This window comes from Eggerthella hominis (genome assembly GCF_014287365.1).
GTDB lineage: Bacteria > Actinomycetota > Coriobacteriia > Coriobacteriales > Eggerthellaceae > Eggerthella > Eggerthella guodeyinii.
The window spans coordinates 1-16,806 of sequence record NZ_JACOOA010000006.1; the positions used below are offsets into that span (position 1 = coordinate 1).

The 16,806-nt window shown below is 65.4% G+C and carries 10 protein-coding genes and 1 pseudogene; 6 read left to right on the forward strand and 5 right to left on the reverse strand.

Annotated features, from left to right (window positions below):
• Together H8S61_RS12865 and H8S61_RS12870 are read left to right on the forward strand one after the other, a co-directional pair.
• A pseudogene (locus tag H8S61_RS12865) lies at positions 1 to 216 on the forward strand (putrescine carbamoyltransferase); the annotation flags it as partial.
• A gap of 85 nt (positions 217 to 301) precedes the next feature.
• The gene (locus H8S61_RS12870) at positions 302 to 1,795 is read left to right on the forward strand and encodes an APC family permease (protein WP_186939262.1); all 1,494 of its coding nucleotides are present in this window, start codon (positions 302 to 304) and stop codon (positions 1,793 to 1,795) included.
• Between the two features lie 152 nt (positions 1,796 to 1,947).
• Here the strand turns inward: H8S61_RS12870 and H8S61_RS12875 are convergent, their stop codons facing one another.
• Positions 1,948 to 4,719, reverse strand: a complete 2,772-nt coding sequence (locus H8S61_RS12875) for a metallophosphoesterase (protein ID WP_186939263.1) — start codon at positions 4,717 to 4,719, stop codon at positions 1,948 to 1,950.
• Positions 4,720 to 4,966: 247 nt separating this feature from the next.
• Between H8S61_RS12875 and H8S61_RS12880 the strand changes: the two genes are divergently transcribed.
• A complete protein-coding gene (locus H8S61_RS12880; RefSeq protein ID WP_186939264.1) occupies positions 4,967 to 5,881 on the forward strand; it encodes a diacylglycerol/lipid kinase family protein in 915 nt (304 codons plus the stop codon).
• Between the two features lie 102 nt (positions 5,882 to 5,983).
• Here H8S61_RS12880 and H8S61_RS12885 read toward each other — a convergent pair whose 3' ends face one another.
• Together H8S61_RS12885 and bfr are read right to left on the reverse strand one after the other, a co-directional pair.
• On the reverse strand, positions 5,984 to 7,159 hold the full coding sequence (locus tag H8S61_RS12885; RefSeq protein WP_186939265.1) for a phosphoglycerate dehydrogenase: 1,176 nt from the start codon (positions 7,157 to 7,159) through the stop codon (positions 5,984 to 5,986).
• A gap of 197 nt (positions 7,160 to 7,356) precedes the next feature.
• A complete protein-coding gene (gene bfr / locus H8S61_RS12890; RefSeq protein ID WP_015760309.1) occupies positions 7,357 to 7,821 on the reverse strand; it encodes a bacterioferritin in 465 nt (154 codons plus the stop codon).
• Between the two features lie 239 nt (positions 7,822 to 8,060).
• Here bfr and H8S61_RS12895 point away from each other — a divergent pair, with 239 nt between their 5' ends.
• From H8S61_RS12895 to H8S61_RS12905, 3 genes are all read left to right on the forward strand, one after another.
• Positions 8,061 to 8,861 carry a YebC/PmpR family DNA-binding transcriptional regulator gene (locus H8S61_RS12895; RefSeq protein WP_186939266.1) on the forward strand — a complete coding sequence of 267 codons (801 nt, stop codon included), beginning with the start codon at positions 8,061 to 8,063 and terminating at the stop codon, positions 8,859 to 8,861.
• Positions 8,862 to 9,724: 863 nt separating this feature from the next.
• The gene (gene yidC, locus H8S61_RS12900) at positions 9,725 to 11,650 is read left to right on the forward strand and encodes a membrane protein insertase YidC (protein ID WP_186939267.1); all 1,926 of its coding nucleotides are present in this window, start codon (positions 9,725 to 9,727) and stop codon (positions 11,648 to 11,650) included.
• Between the two features lie 19 nt (positions 11,651 to 11,669).
• The gene (locus H8S61_RS12905; protein WP_366458404.1) at positions 11,670 to 13,721 is read left to right on the forward strand and encodes a sulfatase-like hydrolase/transferase; all 2,052 of its coding nucleotides are present in this window, start codon (positions 11,670 to 11,672) and stop codon (positions 13,719 to 13,721) included.
• Between the two features lie 60 nt (positions 13,722 to 13,781).
• On the opposite strand, the gene H8S61_RS12910 is transcribed toward H8S61_RS12905, so the two are convergent.
• Entirely contained in the window at positions 13,782 to 14,564 is a 783-nt protein-coding gene (locus H8S61_RS12910) for a 2Fe-2S iron-sulfur cluster-binding protein (protein ID WP_186939268.1), read from the reverse strand.
• 18 nt (positions 14,565 to 14,582) lie between these two features.
• A complete protein-coding gene (locus H8S61_RS12915; RefSeq protein WP_186939269.1) occupies positions 14,583 to 16,496 on the reverse strand; it encodes an FAD-dependent oxidoreductase in 1,914 nt (637 codons plus the stop codon).
• Between the last annotated feature and the right edge of the window lie 310 nt (positions 16,497 to 16,806).

Here is a 16,806-nt window from a genome sequence, read left to right on the forward strand (position 1 = left end):
TTCATGCACTGCCTGCCGGCCACCCGCGGCGAGGAGGTGACCGACGAGGTCATGGACCATCCCGAGCGCTCGCTTTGCTGGGTGGAGGCCGAGAACCGCAAGCACTCCATCCGCGCGATCCTGGCCTACCTCTGCCCCAAGGTGAAGGAGGACGCCGCCGTCGCCGACGCGGCCGAGGCCCGCATGAACGCGGTGCTGGGGAAGATCGGCAAGTAGGTTCCGGATGTCCCCCAGGGGACGGCTCCCCTGGGGGACATCCGCTACGCCAACATGGAACCCACTCTGTAAAGGGGATGGTCTGATGGCCAAGAAAAAGAAATTCCGCATGATCGACGCGATCCTCACGGTGATCTGCGTCGTGTTCGTCGCCGAAGCGGCCGCGCCTGCCGCCGCCATCGGCAACTCCCAGTTCTTCTGGTGGATCTTCCTCATCATCGCGTTCCTCATGCCGTACGGCCTCATCGTGTGCGAGCTGGGAACCACGTACGCCGACGACGAGGGCGGCATCGCCGACTGGGTGCGCCGCGCGTTCGGCGACAAGTGGGGCAGCCGCGTGAGCTGGTACTACTGGATCAACTTCCCGCTGTGGATGGCGTCGCTCGCCTTCCTGTTCCCCGAGACCATCGCGCTGATGACCGGTTTCGAGCTCGATCTGATCCCGACGCTCGCCATCGAGCTGGCCTTCGTGTGGATCGTCGTGTTCATGAGCTTCTCGAAGGTGTCCGATTCCGGCTGGATCCTCAACCTGTCCGCCGTGCTGAAGGTGCTCATCGCGGTGTCGGTGGGCGGCCTCGGCATCTACTACGCCGTGACGAACGGCTTCGCCAGCGACATGTCGCCGGCCACGTTCCTGCCGTCGATGGACGCGAGCAGCCTGACGTATTTGTCCATCATCCTGTTCAACTTCATGGGCTTCGAGGCCATCGCCGTGTTCGCCAACGACATGGAGAACCCGAAGAAGCAGATTCCCACGGCCATCATCGCCGGCGGCATCGCCATCGCGGCCATCTACCTGTTCAGCTCGTTCGGCATCGGCGCGGCCATCCCGTCCAACGAGGTGTCGCTCGACTCGGGCATCATGGACGCCGTGGCCATCATGGCCGGCAACGGCAGCCTGCTGTTCATCGCCATCGGCGTCGTCTTCTTGGTCACGCTGTTCGGCAACATGATCAGCTGGTCGTTCGGCGTGAACTACGTGGCGGCCCACGCGGCCGACAAGAAGAACATGCCCGGCGTGTTCGCGCGGCTCAACAAGAAGGGCGTGCCCACCGGCGCGGCGCTCGTGAACGGCGTCATCGCGAGCGCGCTCGTGCTCGTGTCGCCCATCATGTCGGCCGTCGGCCTGGACGGGTTCTTCTGGATCTTCTTCTCGATGAACATCGTGTTCCTGCTGATCTGCTACATGCCGATGTTCCCGGCGTTCCTCAAGCTGCGCTCGGTGGACCCCGATCGTACGCGCATCTTCCGCATGCCCGGCGGCAAGGCCGCCGCGACGGTGGCGTGCTGGGTACCCGTCGTGCTGCTCATCCTGTCGATGATCGCCACCATCGTGCCGCTCAACGGCTCGGAGGAGGAGCTCTCGAAGATCCCCATGCTGGTCGGCGTGCTGGCGTTCGCGGTGATCGGCGAGATCGTGCGCGTGGTGTCGGCTCGCAAGCGCACGGAGGAGTACCGCGGCATGGCCCTCGACGGCGACCCCGAGGAGTGGGACGCGGCGCACGGCTCCCTCGACCCGGCAGTGGAAGCGGGGCTGGAGGAAGCGGCCGAGCGCGACTTGGAATTCGAGCGCGGGTAGCAACCCTCCCATGACGCGGGGATCGGCGTGCGGTTCGCGAGACGCTTCCGCGCCGATGCGCGAAGCGCGCGACCGGCGCGCGACCGGCGCGGCGAGAGACGCACGAGCCCGTGCGCTTTCGCCGCGCCATGGCGGGTGGCGGCGGACGCCGCCTACTCCTCCTCGGTCAGCTCGCCTTTGATGAGGCTGCGGGCCACGCAGATGGCGGCTCCGGCGGTGGCGGCGACGCCGGCGACGATGCCACCGAAGGCGACGGGGTCGCCCGTTTGAGCCAGCTTCTTCGCCTGCGGCGTCGTCGAGGACGTCACCACCTCGGGCGCGAAGGCATCGGGAGCAGGGGAGGGCTCCGGCGCAGGATCGGGCGTCGGCTCGGGTTCGGGATCGGGCTCCGGCGTCGGGTCGGGCGTCGGCTCCGGGTCGGGCGAGGGATCGGGCTCCGGATCGGGGTCGGGCTTCGCGACGGCGGCGGCCACGGCCAGCTCGAACGCGGGCCGCTGCGCGTAGCCGGCGGCGTACGTCACCGTGTGCGCGCCTTCGACGGCGGGCGTGAAGCGGTAGGCGGCGACCCCCTCGGCCTCCGTCCTGACGACGTCCACCGCCGCCCCGTCGGGACCGACGACCGACGGGATGCCCTGCAGCTCCCGCCCGTTCGCGTCGGCGAACGGCAGCGGGGGGATGGCGTAGACCTCGCCTGCGGTGGCCGTCCCGATGGCGTCGGCGCTCGGGGGCGCGACCGGCGCCGCAACGGGCGCCGCCGCCACGTACAGCTCGGCGGCCTGCGTCGCCGTCGCCACGCCGGGCGTCAGCTTCGCGAACGCCACCTTGCCGGTCATGGGCTTCTCCATCTCGCCGTCCGAGTTGACGTCGGCGCCCACGAACCAGCGCGTGGCGGCGGCGGTGGGGGCGGGGATCGACCCCGTGTTCTCCAGCGTCGAGACGAGCTCGCCGTTCAGGTAGTAGCTCATGACGGCACCGTCGTAGGTGGCCAGCACGTGCGTCCAGGCGTTCAGCGGCACGGTGGCCTCGGTGCAGCGGTAGCCCGATCCCGTGTTGACGTAGTGCTGCAGCTGGGGCGCGTAGTAGCTGAGGTCCTGGCCGGCGCCTTGCGCGCTGGAGAACAGGTCGAAGTAGCCGCTCGGCGGGTTCGCCGTGAACTGGAACAGCACCTCGATCGTCTCGGCCTGCGCGATGGCCGCGTAGTCATCGGCGGTGAAGTCGTATCCTACGGCCGACGACCCGTCGAACACGGCCACGGGCACGCCGAACGTGTCGCTCTCGTAGGTCAGCGCGCCGGTGGGCACGGCGTGGTGCGGCGTCGGCGCGGCATCCGCGTGGCCGCCTGTGGAGAAATCCACGGACAGCAGCGGGTCGCCCAGGGCCGGCGTGATCCGGGCCGCCGTGCGGAACGCCGCCTCGCCGACGAGCGTTTCCTTCCCGAACGGGTTCGCGGCGAACACGCGCAGCACGTACGCCGTGTCCTCGGCCAGCGCCGCGCCGAACAGCGGACGCTCGAACACCTCGGCGCGGTTCGCCTCGGCCTTGTAGTAGTCGGACATGAAGCGCGCGTCGTAGACCGGCGCGTCGGGCGACCCTTCCTCGCTCACCTCCGCCCGGTACGCGATGACGATGTCGTCCTCGAGCCCCGAGGGGTCGGGCACCACCCGGGAAGCCGTCACGCTGAAGGACGCGCCGCTCGCCGTGACGGACTCCTCGGGTACCGTCACCGCGGCGCCGTCCTGCACGAGGGGCGGCTTGCTGCGCGCGGCCATGCCGGCGTGCGTGTAGCGGAACCCGGCCGCGCCCTTCGACGGCTCGATGACCCACGGCGCTCCGAGGGCGCATCCGCTGCGGAAGTCCAGGCGGTGCACCGACACGGCGTGCGTCGCCGGATCGATTTCCACGAGCTCGCACTGGTTCGCGTCCCAGCCGGCGTTCGGGTGGCCGCCCGTGCTGCCCCCTTCGTCGTGCCCGTCGTTCTCCATCCAGAAGTTGTTGGCGAACGTGGCGGTTTGGATGAGCGTGAACCCGTCGTCCTGGTAGATGGAGCGCGGGTCGGCCAGGGGGATGTGCGTATGGCCCGAGAAGTGGATGATCTGCGGATACTGCTGGCACAGGGAGCGGTAGAACGCGCCGGACTGCGCCGTGTTGGCGTTCTCGTCGAACTGGCCGTCCCAGCTGTTCGAGCCCGAGTACCACACGGTGTTCGGGAAGGGGTGGTGCGTGAACAGGAAGATGGGCTTGGCGGGATCTTCCGCCGCCGCAGCTGCGCAGTGCTCGAGTATCCACTCGCGCTTCGCCCCGTACCAGCTGTTGTCGTAGCCGCCCGGCTCGGGCGCGACCGCCAGCACGTGGTAGCCGCCCACGGTGAAGTCGGCGTCCACCTGGCCTTCGTTCGCCCCGCCCGGGATCTGGAACGAGCCTGCCACGGCCAGCTCCGAGGCGAGGAACGCCTTGAACGCGTCCTGGGCGCGCTGCTGGTCGCCGCCCCAGTTGTAGTACTCGTGGTTGCCCATGACGATGCCCACCGGCTTGCGCGCGTTCGCGTTCAACAGCTGTGCGAGCTCGACGTACTGGTCGGGATGGCCGGTGTCGGCCGAGTCGCCCACGAAGAAGTGCGCGTCGACGTCGGGCGCGAGGGCGTAGATGGCCGAGAACGCGGCGGGGATCTTGTCGCGGTAGTCGTTGCTCTGGCTTGCGCCGACGTGGGTGTCGCTGTGCACGGTGAAGCGGATCTTGTCGCCGGAGAGGCTCGGCCAATGCGGGCTCTCGGGTTGCGTGAACGCGGCTGCGGCCTGCTGCTCGGGGAAGACGAGCATCCCTCCTGCGGCCGATACGCCGGCGACGGCGGCCAGCTTGAGAAACGTGCGGCGCGACACGCCGAACGTGCCGCGGTCGAAAGCTGACGCGAGCTGTTGGGGGTCCATGGTTTCCTTTCGATCGACGATGTGACGCGTTCAATCGTAGGCGAGCGACGTAAGATCCCTGCAAGAAGCACGTCGCGCGAAGGAAAGGATTGGGTAAGGATTCCGCCTCCTCTCGGTGCTCGGCCCCCTCCGGAGCTCGCTGCGCCCTGGAGGGTCCCGCGCCCTTTCCTCCCGGGTTCCTTCGCCTATAATAGGCACCATCGCGGGCGCGCTGGCGGCTCGCCGTTCCAACGTCGAAAGGACGCCCATGCCGGTATTCGAGGGAACCACCCTGCTCATCGCGAATCCCGCCGCGCAGAACGGCAACGGGGCCGCCGCCGCGGAGCGCGCCGTCGCCCTGCTGCGCGCGCAGCTGGGGGAGGACGCGGTCGTGCTCGTCCGCACGGCGGGGCCGCGGCACGCTTCCGAGATCGCCGAGCGAGCCGAAGGCTGCGCGACGGTGATCGCGCTCGGTGGCGACGGCGTCATCCACGAGGTGGCGAGCGGCCTCATGCGGCGTCCGGAAGCGCAGCGGCCGACGCTCGGGGTGATTCCCGTGGGGTCGGGCAACGACTACGCGCGCACGCTCGGCATCTCCGGCAAGGTGGACGAGGCGTGCGCCCAGCTGCTGACGGCGCACGCGCACCCGGCGGACGTGGGAAGCGTCAACGGTTGCTGGTTCGTGGAGACGCTCTCGTTCGGCCTCGACGCCGCCATCGCCCTCGACACGATGGAGCGCCGCGTGCGCACGGGCCGCACGGGCACCATCCTCTACATGGAAAGCGGCGTCGACCAGCTGCTCCACCATCTCGACCTGCGACGCTACCACGTGTCGTTCGACGGGGGCGAGCCGGTGGAGGCCCGGTCCATCACGTTTGCCGTGCAGATCGGGCCCTACTACGGCGGCGGCTTCAAGATCTGCCCCGACGCGCGCATCGACGACGGCCTGCTCGACGTGTGCATCGCGCACCCGCCCGTCAGCGCCGCCCGCGCCCTCTACATCTTCCTGCGCGCCAAGGACGGCAAGCACGTCCGCTTCAAGCAGGTGGAGCTGCGCCAGTGCCGCACCCTGCGCGTCGAGTTCGACGAGGCCCCGCCCGCCCAGATGGACGGCGAGCTCATCGAAGGCCGCGCCTTCGACATAGCCGTCGTCCCCCACGCGCTGAACGTCCTCGTGCCGTAGGGAAACCGCCGGAGCGTCTCGAAGGGTCCTTGCGACGCAGGAAGGCCCCGTGCGGTTGCACGGGGCCTTCCTGCGTCGGGGCTTCGTCGGCGTGCGACGCCGTTACTTCACCACGCGGACGCGGCGGACGCCCTCGATGGCGTTCAGGCGGTCGATGGCGTCGTCGGGGTGCCCCGGGGTGCCGGCGTCGAGATCGAGCATCGTGTAGGCGTTGTCGCCGCGCGCCTTGTTCACCATGTTCTCGATGTTCACGCCGGCGTCGCCGAACACGTTCGTGATGCGGGCGATGGCGTTCGGCACGTTCGCGTGCAGCACGGCCACGCGGCGCAGGCCGTCGGGCACGGGGCCCATGTTGCAGGCGGGGTAGTTCACGGAGTTCGCGATGTTGCCGTTCTCCAGGTAGTCCATGAGCTCGCGCACGGCCATCATGGCGCAGTTGTCCTCGGCCTCGGCGGTGGAGGCGCCCAGGTGGGGCAGCACGATGGCGCGATCCATTCGCATGACCTCGGGCGTGGCGAAGTCGGTGATGTAGGCGTGCACCTTGCCGGAGGCCAGCGCGGCGGCCATGGCCTCGTTGTTCACGAGCGTGTCGCGCGAGAAGTTCAGGAACACGGCCCCGTCCTTCATGAGCGAGCAGGCGCGCTCGTCGATCATGCCGATGGTGCCGTCCATGGCCGGCACGTGGATGGTCATGTAGTCGCAGGTGCGGAAGATGTCGTCGAGGTTCGTCACGTGATGGACGGCGCTCGAGATGCGCCACGCGGCGCCCACCGACACGTACGGATCGTAACCGTACACGTCCATGCCCAGGTCGATAGCGATGTTGGCCACTTCGGCCCCGATGGCGCCCAGGCCGATGACGCCCAGCTTCTTGCCCTTCACCTCGCGTCCGGCGAACGCCTTCTTCGCCTTCTCGGCCGCCTTCGCGATGTTCTCGTCGTCGGCGTTGTGCCGGCACCAGGCGATGCCGCCGGCGATGTCGCGGCTGCCCAGCATGAGGCCGCACACCACGATCTCCTTCACGGCGTTCGCGTTCGCGCCGGGGGTGTTGAACACCACGATGCCCTCCTCGGCGCAGCGGTTGAGCGGGATGTTGTTCACGCCGGCGCCGGCGCGGGCGATGGCCAGCAGGCTAGCGGGGAACGCGGTGTCGTGCAGCGCGGCGCTGCGCACCAGAACGCCCTCGGCCTGGTCGAGGGCGTCGATGAGCTCGTAGTCGTCGGTGAAGAGATCGGTGCCGTACGCCGAGATGTTGTTGAGGCAGTGGATGTTGCGCATGAGGTCTCCTTCGAGGATGGCGGGCGGCTCCGTTGAAGCGCGGCTCGTCGCCGTTGCTTGCTGCATCCTCCTATAGTGCTCAGGCCGCAACCCGTTGTCAACCACCGTTCAGCCGGTGCGCGCTTTATCTCGGTAAAGCGCGCACCGGCTGCGCCCTCGCGCCGCGCATGGTCGCTCGCGCCGCGAGGGCGGAAACGCTAGTTCTGCGTGGACAGGAAGATCTGCAGCGACATCTGCTCGATCTGGTCCTGCAGGTCCTCCAGCTCGTCGACGTGGCGATCCTCGTCCTTGAGGATGGCTTGCAGCACCTCGCGCGTGGCGTAGTCCAGCACGTTGCCGGCCAGCACGATGGCGTCGTTGTAGTCCTTCACCGTCTGCACTTCCATCGCGTGGTCGTTGTCCACCTGCTCGGGCACGGCGGACCCGATGCTGAACTGGTCGAGCTTGGACACGATGGGCGTGCCCTCGAGGAACAGGATGCGCTCGATGAGGCGCTCGGCGTGATGCATCTCGGTGATGGAGCGCTTCTTGAAGCTCTCGCTCAAGCGATCGTAGCCCCAATCCTCGCACATCTCCGCATGCACCATGTACTGGCTGATGGCGGTCAATTCGCCAGCAAGCAGATAGTTCAGCTTATCGATAAGTTCCGGGTTTCCCTTCATGGCAGTGCTCCTTCCGTATGGCACGTTGTTTCGGAGGATCAGCCCTTGAGAGATCCTCGACGTCGGTCATTGTACGGTCGATGAGCTGGCCTGTTCGCTTCCTTACCAATCCGCAGCCGTCCTGTGGCTCTCCCGAAACCTGCGTCCTGCGTTTTTGAAGACCGTGCGAAGGGCGACCGGGGGATTTGACTGATGTGCTAGAATACTCGGCTGGTATTGCTATGGTGGAAGGGACGCATATGTCTGGGCATTCAAAGTGGGCTACAACGAAACATCGCAAGGCGGCGCAGGACGCGAAGCGCTCGGCCTTGTTCTCCAAGCTGTCGCGCAACATCACGGTGGCGGCGAAAGAGGGCGGCGACCCGAATCCCGACAACAACGCATCGCTTGCGGCCGCCATCGAGAAGGCCAAGGGCTACTCCCTGCCGAAAGATAAGATCAAGGTCGCCATCGACAAGGCCTTCGGTTCCGGCAAGGACGCCGCGAACTACGAGACCGTCGTGTACGAGGGCTACGGCCCGGCCGGCATCGCCGTGCTGTGCGAGGCGCTGACCGACAACCGCAACCGCACCGCCGCCGACGTGCGTGCGGCCTTCAGCCATGCGGGCGGCAACCTGGGCACGTCCGGCTCCGTCGCGTTCCAGTTCGAGCGCAAGGGCCAGATCATGGTTCCCAAAGAGGTCGAGACCGGCGACAAGAAGAATCCCGTGAAGCCGAACGGCGCCGCGGCCGGCGAGGAGGAGTTCATGCTCGCCGTCGCCGAGGCGGGCGGCGACGACTACGAGGACGCCGATGACGAGTGGATCGTCTACACGTCCCCGAGCGACCTCATGGCCGTGAAGAAGGCGCTCGAGGCAGCCGACGTCGTCACGAAGGGCGCCGAGATGACCATGATGCCCACCACGCCCGCGACGGTGAGCGTCTCCGACGCGAAGAAGGTCATGCGCCTCATCGACCGCCTCGAGGAGCTCGAAGACCTCCAGAACGTCTACCACGTGATGGACATCACCGACGAAATCGCCGAAGCCCTGGACGAGTAGCGGGTTCGGAACAGAAACGCAGAACGCAAAACCGCTGCAAGCTCGCTGCTTGCGGCGGTTTTTTGCGTTCCTTGCGAACGAATGTTCCGACTCCCTATTCGGCGCATGATGCCCGGCGGGCCGCCCGCCTCGACGGGGCACCGCCGCGCCGGCCGCGTCCCGGCCGCGCCGCTTCGGGCTCCCTTGCGTGCGGGAAAATCGGGCTTTTGGCAACTCGGCCCCCGGTTTCCCGCTGCGAAGAACTCTCGACCTGGGGTTTCTCCGCCCGAGACCGCGACGGCGGCGTCCCGCGACGGCGAAGCAGGGGGAAAGATTGCCAAAACCCCGATTTTTCCGCACATGGGGAGGCGGGAACGCGACGGCGCATACGCTTCCGGCCGACGCCTCGACCGGGAGCGGGGCCGCGGAACCCGGTCGGGCGTTACACGCCGAATAGGGGATCGGAACGAATGGTTCACGTGAACCGTTCGTTCCTATTCTTTCTTTAGCGCAGAACCGCGCAGGGTCGAGGCGCCTCGGGGCATCGCTCGGTCTTCGACGTTTTGGACGCAAATCGGCAGCCATGGCAAAATCGAGGGCCTCGGATCGCCTTTGCCGGCGGCGCTGCGAAATGCCACCTGGCCCTTTCCCGTCTCGGGTAGGAAGCTGGAACGGAATCCGCTTGGGAAATTGTCACAGGTCCCGATTCGCGCCCAGGCGACCGGCGACGCGCGTTGCGAAGCTGCCGTGTCCCCTGCGGCGTTGCCCTTGTGTATAATAGCTGGTTGCTTGCTTGATTCATCGATCGACGACCGCCCGCACCGTTCGGCGCGCTGGCGCTGCGCTCCGCGCTTTTGCGCGAAGGGGACAGGGGAAGAACAAACATGCTAGAAGCGCTTGCGCATCTTTTCTCGTACATCGTGCAGCCATGCTACGATCTGACGGGAAACTGGTGGATGGCCATTTTGCTGTTCACCGTCATCATCAAGATCATCCTGATGCCGCTGTCGCTCTGGTGCCAGTGGAACAGCATCGTCATGGTCAAGATCATGCCCGAACTCAATCGCATCAAGGTGAAGTACTTCGGCGACGCCGAGGCCATCGGCGAGAAGCAGACCGTGCTGAACAAGAAGCACCATTACCATCCGCTGCTCTCGCTCATACCGCTGGCGGTGCAGATCATCGTCCTGTTCGGATTGGTGGAAGTGATTCACGGCATCACCGACCACGGCGCTCCGGGAACCGAGTTCTTGGGCATGGTGCCGGTGGAAGACGGAGGGCTTTCGTGGATCATGCCGCTTTTGGCGGGTTTATCCGCGGTGGTGATGGGCTTCGCCCAGAACAGGATCAACCCTCTGCAGCGCGAGCAGTCCAAGATGGAGAAGAACACCACCAACGGGCTTTCCATCGTCCTGTCGCTCGTTCTGGGCGTGTACGTGGCGGCCGGCATGGCCTTCTACTGGATATGCTCGAACCTGATGGCCATCATCGTGCAGGCGCTGTGCAACCTGATCATCAAGCCCTCGAAGTACATCGACTACGACGAGCTTGCCGCAAGCCGCGTCGAGCTTGACGAGCTCAACGCCTACACGGCGAGGAAGACGCCCTGGTACAAGCGCGATCCTCTGGCGAAGCGCGAAAAGGAAGACTACAAGCGCTTCATGAGCGTGGTAGGCAAGCACATCGTGTTCTACTCCGAGCGCAGCGGGTTCTACAAGTATTTCCAGGGTGCGATCGAGTGGCTGCTATCGAACTCGGACGTGAACATCCATTACGTCACGAGCGACCCCAACGACCAGGTTTTCGAGCTGCAAAAGAGCAAACCCCGTCTCGTTCCGTACTACATCGGCGACAAGCGCCTGATCACGCTCATGATGAAGCTCGAATGCGACGTGGCCGTGATGACGCTCGACGATCTGGAGAACTTCTACATCAAGCGCTCCTACATCCGCAAAGACGTCGAATACGTATACCTGTTCCACCATATGACGTCCACCCATCTGGTTTCCTCTCGGGAAGCGCTCGACCACTACGACACCGTTTTGTGCGTCGGCCCCCATCAGAAGGAAGAACTCGAGCGGGCAGAAGAGGTGCGAGGCCTTCCGGCGCGCAACCTCGTGGAATGCGGATACGACCTGCTCGATAGGCAGATTGCCGCTTACGCCTTGCGCGAGGCACCCCAAGCCCAGCGCCCCGTCATCCTCGTTGCCCCATCGTGGCAGGAGGACTGCCTGCTCGACTTGTGCGCAGACGAAGTCATCGAGCCTTTGCTGGGACGCGGGTACAGCGTGATCGTGCGCCCGCACCCCGAATACACCAAACGCTACCATGCGCGATGGGAATCGCTGCAGCAGCGTTACGCATCGTGGTCGCGTGACGATATCTACTTCGAGCAGGACTTTACCACGTCGGATTCGATCTACGATGCCGACGTGCTGGTCACCGACTGGTCCTCGATCGCCTGCGAGTTCTCGTTCACCACCATGAAGCCCTCCGTTTTCGTGGATACGCCCATGAAGGTGAGCAATCCTGATTGGGAGGAACTCGGCATCGAGCCGACCGACCTGACCATCCGCAACCAGATCGGCACATCGTTGGCCGTGGAAGAGTTGGCCCGGTTGGGCGACGTCGTGGACGACATGATTTCCCATACCGAAGCGTGGCGGGACCGTATCGAGGAGGTGCGCTCGCGCATGATCTACCATAGGGGGCGCGGCGGCGAGGTCGCCGGCGCCTATCTGCTCGGCCGCATGCTCGCGAAGCAGGATGGCAGCGTCGGGGCCTCCGAGGCGGTGCACCATGGCGAATAGGGAAGCAAAGCGCATTCTCGTGCGCGGCGGCCTGGTCGTAGCGGACGGGATGTTTCCGGCTCTGATCGCCGGAATTCTGGTGCTCGGGTTCGCCCCGCCGGCCTACGCCTACGTCGATCCTTCCGTCATGACCTACACCATACAGGCGCTGGCGGGCGTCGCGGTGGCGCTTTCCGCCGTGCTCGGCGTGGTTTGGCGCCGCGTGCGCAAGCATCTGCTCCGGATACTCCGCATCGACGAGAACGAGGGGAAGCATGTCGAGGGCGCGGTTCATGCGCTCGACGGCGACGCGCCCGGATATCGGGATCGTCTCGAACGTGCGGATGTGGAAGCGCGGAGGATGAAGACCGAGCTGAAATCGAACAGGCCCGAAAAGCTGTGCTGGGGCACGCGTTTTCTGTTCGCGTTGGCGGCAGCGCTCATGCTGTTCTACACGCTCGTGGTGGTGGGTCCGCTCGAAATCGTCGCAAGCAGCGTGGGCAGCCTGCTCTTTACGGCGGCGGACGTTTGGGTTCCCTTCGCCGTCGTCGCGCTTCTGGGCTCCATCGCGCTCGCTTTGGCGCTCTCTCTGTTGCGAGGGAAGGCGTTCAACGTGTGCTTTGCGATCATTGCAGCCGTGGGCGTTGCGGCCTATATTCAAGCGATGTTCTTGAACACCTCGCTTCCTGCAGCCGATGGAACGCAGGTCGTCTGGGAAGACTACACGGCCGTTACGGTGGTGAGCGCCGCCGTATGGGTCGCTTTGATCGCGCTCGCCGTGTTCCTGTCGCTGAAGAAGTCGCTGACGTTCAAGGGCGTCGCCGCGACGCTGTGCATGGTGGGCATCGTTGCTCAATCGGTTAGCCTGGGCCTTCTTCTCACCACGCCGTCTGAAAACGGGCTGACTCCCGTCGACGCGAGGCCGTCCGTAACCACAGACGGCGTTTCGGAGGTCTCTGCACAGAACAACATCATCATGTTCGTGCTCGATACGTTCGACACGAAATACCTGGAGGAGGCGGTAGCGGCCGATCCGGGTTGCTTCGACGAGTTCACCGGGTTCACCTGGTTCGAGAATTCGACCGGATCGATGATCCCCACGCGCTACGCCATGGCCTCGATGTTGACGGGCCGAACCCTCGAGACGGAGGACGAGACCTTCTCCACGTCGCTGATCATCGACTGGTACACGCAGCAGGGCTTGATCGACGACATCAATGCGCAGGGATACGAGACGTACCTGTACGCCACCGACATCCACGACGCGATCGGCGCGCTCTCCGAGAAGGTGCAGAACGTCAGGCAGCCTGAACGTGAGATCGATTACCTGTCGTCGGTTGCGATGTTGGTGAAATGTTCGCTGTACCGTGATCTTCCTTGGGTGCTGAAGCCGCCGTTCTGGTTCTACACCGACCAGGTGAACAACGCTGCGCTGGGCGGCAACGCTGAAAACTCGATGGACTCGTTGTGGACCATGGACGATGCGAAATACTATGCGATGCTCGAAGAGCAAGGTTTGAGCACGACGGATGGCGGGGAGGAAGGGAGCTTCCGTCTCATCCACCTGGCCGGCACCCACGCGCCGTTCACGCTGAATCGCGACGTCGAGGTCGTCGAGGGCGGTACCGACGTCGTCGAACAAGGTCTCGGCTCCCTCCATATCGTGAGCGAGTACTTGAAGGAGCTCAAGGAGCTCGGCGTGTACGACGACGCCACCATCGTGGTGACCGCAGACCATGGCGAATGGTATCTGGCTGACGAGATAACCGGGCCGACGAGCCCTATGCTGCTCGTGAAGCCTTCGACGGAAACGGGAGGATCCGACGAACCCATCAAGTCCTCTTCGGTGCCGACAGGCCATATCGACCTTGCGGCGACGCTGCTCGAAGCCGCCGGGGGCGACAGTTCCTCGTACGCGGGCATGAACGTGTTCGATGTCCCCGATGCCGAGCGTCCCCGCTACTACAACGCCACCTCGGTCGTAGGTCCCGAGCACGAGTACACCTTCATCAAGCAATGGGAGATAACCGGCGACGCGCTCGACTGGCAGAATTGGCGCGAAACCGGAGTCAAGTGGCCCATCGACGATTGATCGACGAGGAACCCCGCGGGTGCCAAGCTCGCGGGGTTCCTCGTCGTCGGTGCCTGGCAGCTACAGCAGCGGGTAGGACGGGGTCGCCGCTTCCTTTCCGTCGATCAAGCCGCGCGCTACGGCGTCGTCGAGCAGCTTCCGGTTGACGGCCTCGATGTCTATGTGCGCCGGGCACACGCTCGTGCAGTTCCCGCAGTGCATGCACTGGCTCACGCCCGAGAACACCGCTTGCGACAGGCGGTCGGACTGGTCCTCGGTGTCCAGGTAGCGGGCTGCGATCTGCATCATGGCGCCAGGGCCGATGAACGAATCCCAGCGGTTCATGTCGTTGAGCGCGGTGCACACGGTGTAGCACGACATGCACTCCCGGCAGCGGTTGAAGCGCTTGAGCGACACCGCGTCGTCGCTTCCGTCCGCCTTGCCCCACCATACGTCCGCATCGAGTGCGCGCACCTCGTCCATGGGCCGGTACGTCTTGATCGACAGGTCGGACTGCACGAAGCGGTCGTAGGCTCGGGCGTTGTCCACCATGAGGTCTTTGACGATGGGGAAGCCGGCGAGCGGCTCCACCCGGTACGATTTTCCGGGTTCGACGCGCGCCCAGCATGCCAGCTTGGGCACGCCGTCGACGGCGACGCCGCAGCGGCCGCACCCTCCCCAGCGGCAGTTGTAGTCGTACGTGATCGGCTCGACGTTGCGATGGATGTAGTGCAGCGCCTTGAGCACGGTCCACACCTCGTTCGCCGCCGTGCCGTCCACCGGCACCTCGTAGGCGACGACGTAGGGTTCCGCGTCGGTCGACGGATCGAACCTTTGAACGTTCAACGTGATCGGTTCAGCCATGGTTTCTGCTCCTTTCGCCTAAATGGTCGCATCCAGGTCGATGTCCATCAGCATGCTCTTGACGTCGTCGGCCTTGATACGGCTCGCGTTGACCTCTTCCGTGCCCAGCGTCCACGATCCGTCGCGATACGAGCACGTGATGTTCTTGAACCAGTTGTCGTTGTCGATCTTGGGATAGTCCGAGCGGTAGAACCACGGGCGCGTCTCTTTGCGCAGGTCCGAAGCCAGCGCGATGGCCTCGCCGCACATCAGCACGTGCTCGGCCTCGATGGCGTTCTTCCACTCGATGTTCATCGTGCGGCTGGAGGAGGCGCAGTACATGGCGGGCAGGTCTTCGCCGCGAAGCTTCGCGTAGCCGTCGATGGCCGTTTTGATCCCGTCGGCATCGCGCGGGTAGCGCAAGCTCGCCGAGTTGTCGCGGATGCTCTCCAGCAAGGCGGCGGCGCGGATGCCGTTCGACGGCTGCTCCTTGGTCAGATGCCCGTACACGCCGTCGAGCACCTGCTTCACCTCCGTCATGTCGAACGCGGGCAGCGCGATCTCGTCCGCTGCCGCGGCCGCCGCCGCTCCGGCCACCCAGCCCTGGCCGAACGCTTGGCTCTGCCCGTAGTAGGTGAGGCCCTGCATGGCGCTGTACAGCCCGGGGATGTCGGTTTCCATCGTGGCGCTTTGGCGCACGTGCCCGCACGAGGTGATGCAGGCCTGCTGGCATTCCTCCGCTTTCGCGTAGGAATAGCCCACTTCGGGCACGTCATCGAAGAAGCCGTGCATCATGCCGTAGGGATACATCGGATGGTCGCGGTCGATGCCGGTGCAATCCATGTAGATGGACTCGCCGCCCATGATCTGCTGCATGGTGAGCAGCTCGAACGTGACGAACCCGGCTGCGGGGTTCGCTTCGTGCTCCGCACTGGTGAAGTAGTCGGTGCAGTACTTGTCGCCCTGGGAGTTCTGCGCGCGATCCCACACCGACGAGTTCAGCGTGAGGATGCCCGCATGCTCGTTCACGGCTCCCGTCATGCTGTAGGGCTTGATCACCGTGTAGTCGAACGTGGTCATCTCCATGTCCCAGAGCGGCACGCCGCGCTTGGCCAAGACGGCGTGGCCGTCGCCGGTGTCCTCGGGCCCCATGATGGAGGGCTTCATCGCCCACGAATTGACGCCGGTCGCCAGGATGGTCTCCTTGGCGCGGAACACGTGGGCCGCGCCGGTCTTCAGGTCGATGGCCACGACCCCCGCGCAATGGCCGTCTCCGTCTTGCATGATGTCCACCATCATGGTGTAGTCGTACACGTCGGCGCCCATGCGATGCAGCATCTGGGCGAAGCGGCGCACCTTGTTCCCGAACGTGTCCGACATCGGAGTCTCGGTCGACCACGTGCCGAACAGGCTGCCGTCGGGATTGCGCTGCTGCACGCAGCCCGACTTCTCGACCGTCACCATGGGCGCGCCTTCGCGCAGGCCCTGCGTGAAGGCCCAGGCCCAATCCTGGTCGCACAGGCCGAAGAAATCGGCGACGATGGTCTCGAAGAAGCCCTGTCCTCCGTCGGCGGCCAGCTCGGGCGAGATGAAATCGGCGCCCCAGTTCTGGCCCGACGTTCCCGAGTGCCCGAAGCGCCCCTTGTCCACGATGGCGAGCGTCTTGCCTGCCTGGATGACGCGCCGGGCAGCCGTGCATCCGGCGAGGCCCCCGCCGACCACCACCACGTCCGTCTCGTGGACGATCACCGGGTAGCCGCCGGCTTCGTCCGCTATCGTCTGGCGTTCCGTCGCTCCGCTTGCGCCGCTTGCCGTGGGGGAGCAGCCCGTCAAGCCGGCGAACATCCCGGCGATGGTCAGGCCTCCGGCGACGACGCCGGCCCCTTTCAGGAAATCGCGTCTGCTTGGTGCGAACGCCCCCTCGTCCCGGGGGATCCCTTCTCCCTGCTTCATCCCTGCTCCTCTCATCGAACACCTCGCTCCTTTGGGGAGCTTCGAACCGCGAGAGGGGGGAGGCGGACGGCATCTCGCCCCCTGCGCCCTCCTTGCGGTTTCCGCCATAGTAGTATCAATAAATCAACTTGTCAATCAATCAAGTAAATATGGGTGGGTTGGGTGCGGAATCGCACGGGTTGCGCTCTTTCCCGGGGCGATGGCATGAGAGGCTCCCGTTGCAACGGTGCGCGGGAACGTAAGAGATTTGACGCACGCGTGAAGACGGTTGCGCGAACGGTCGAAACGCGCCGCGCATCTGCCATAATGC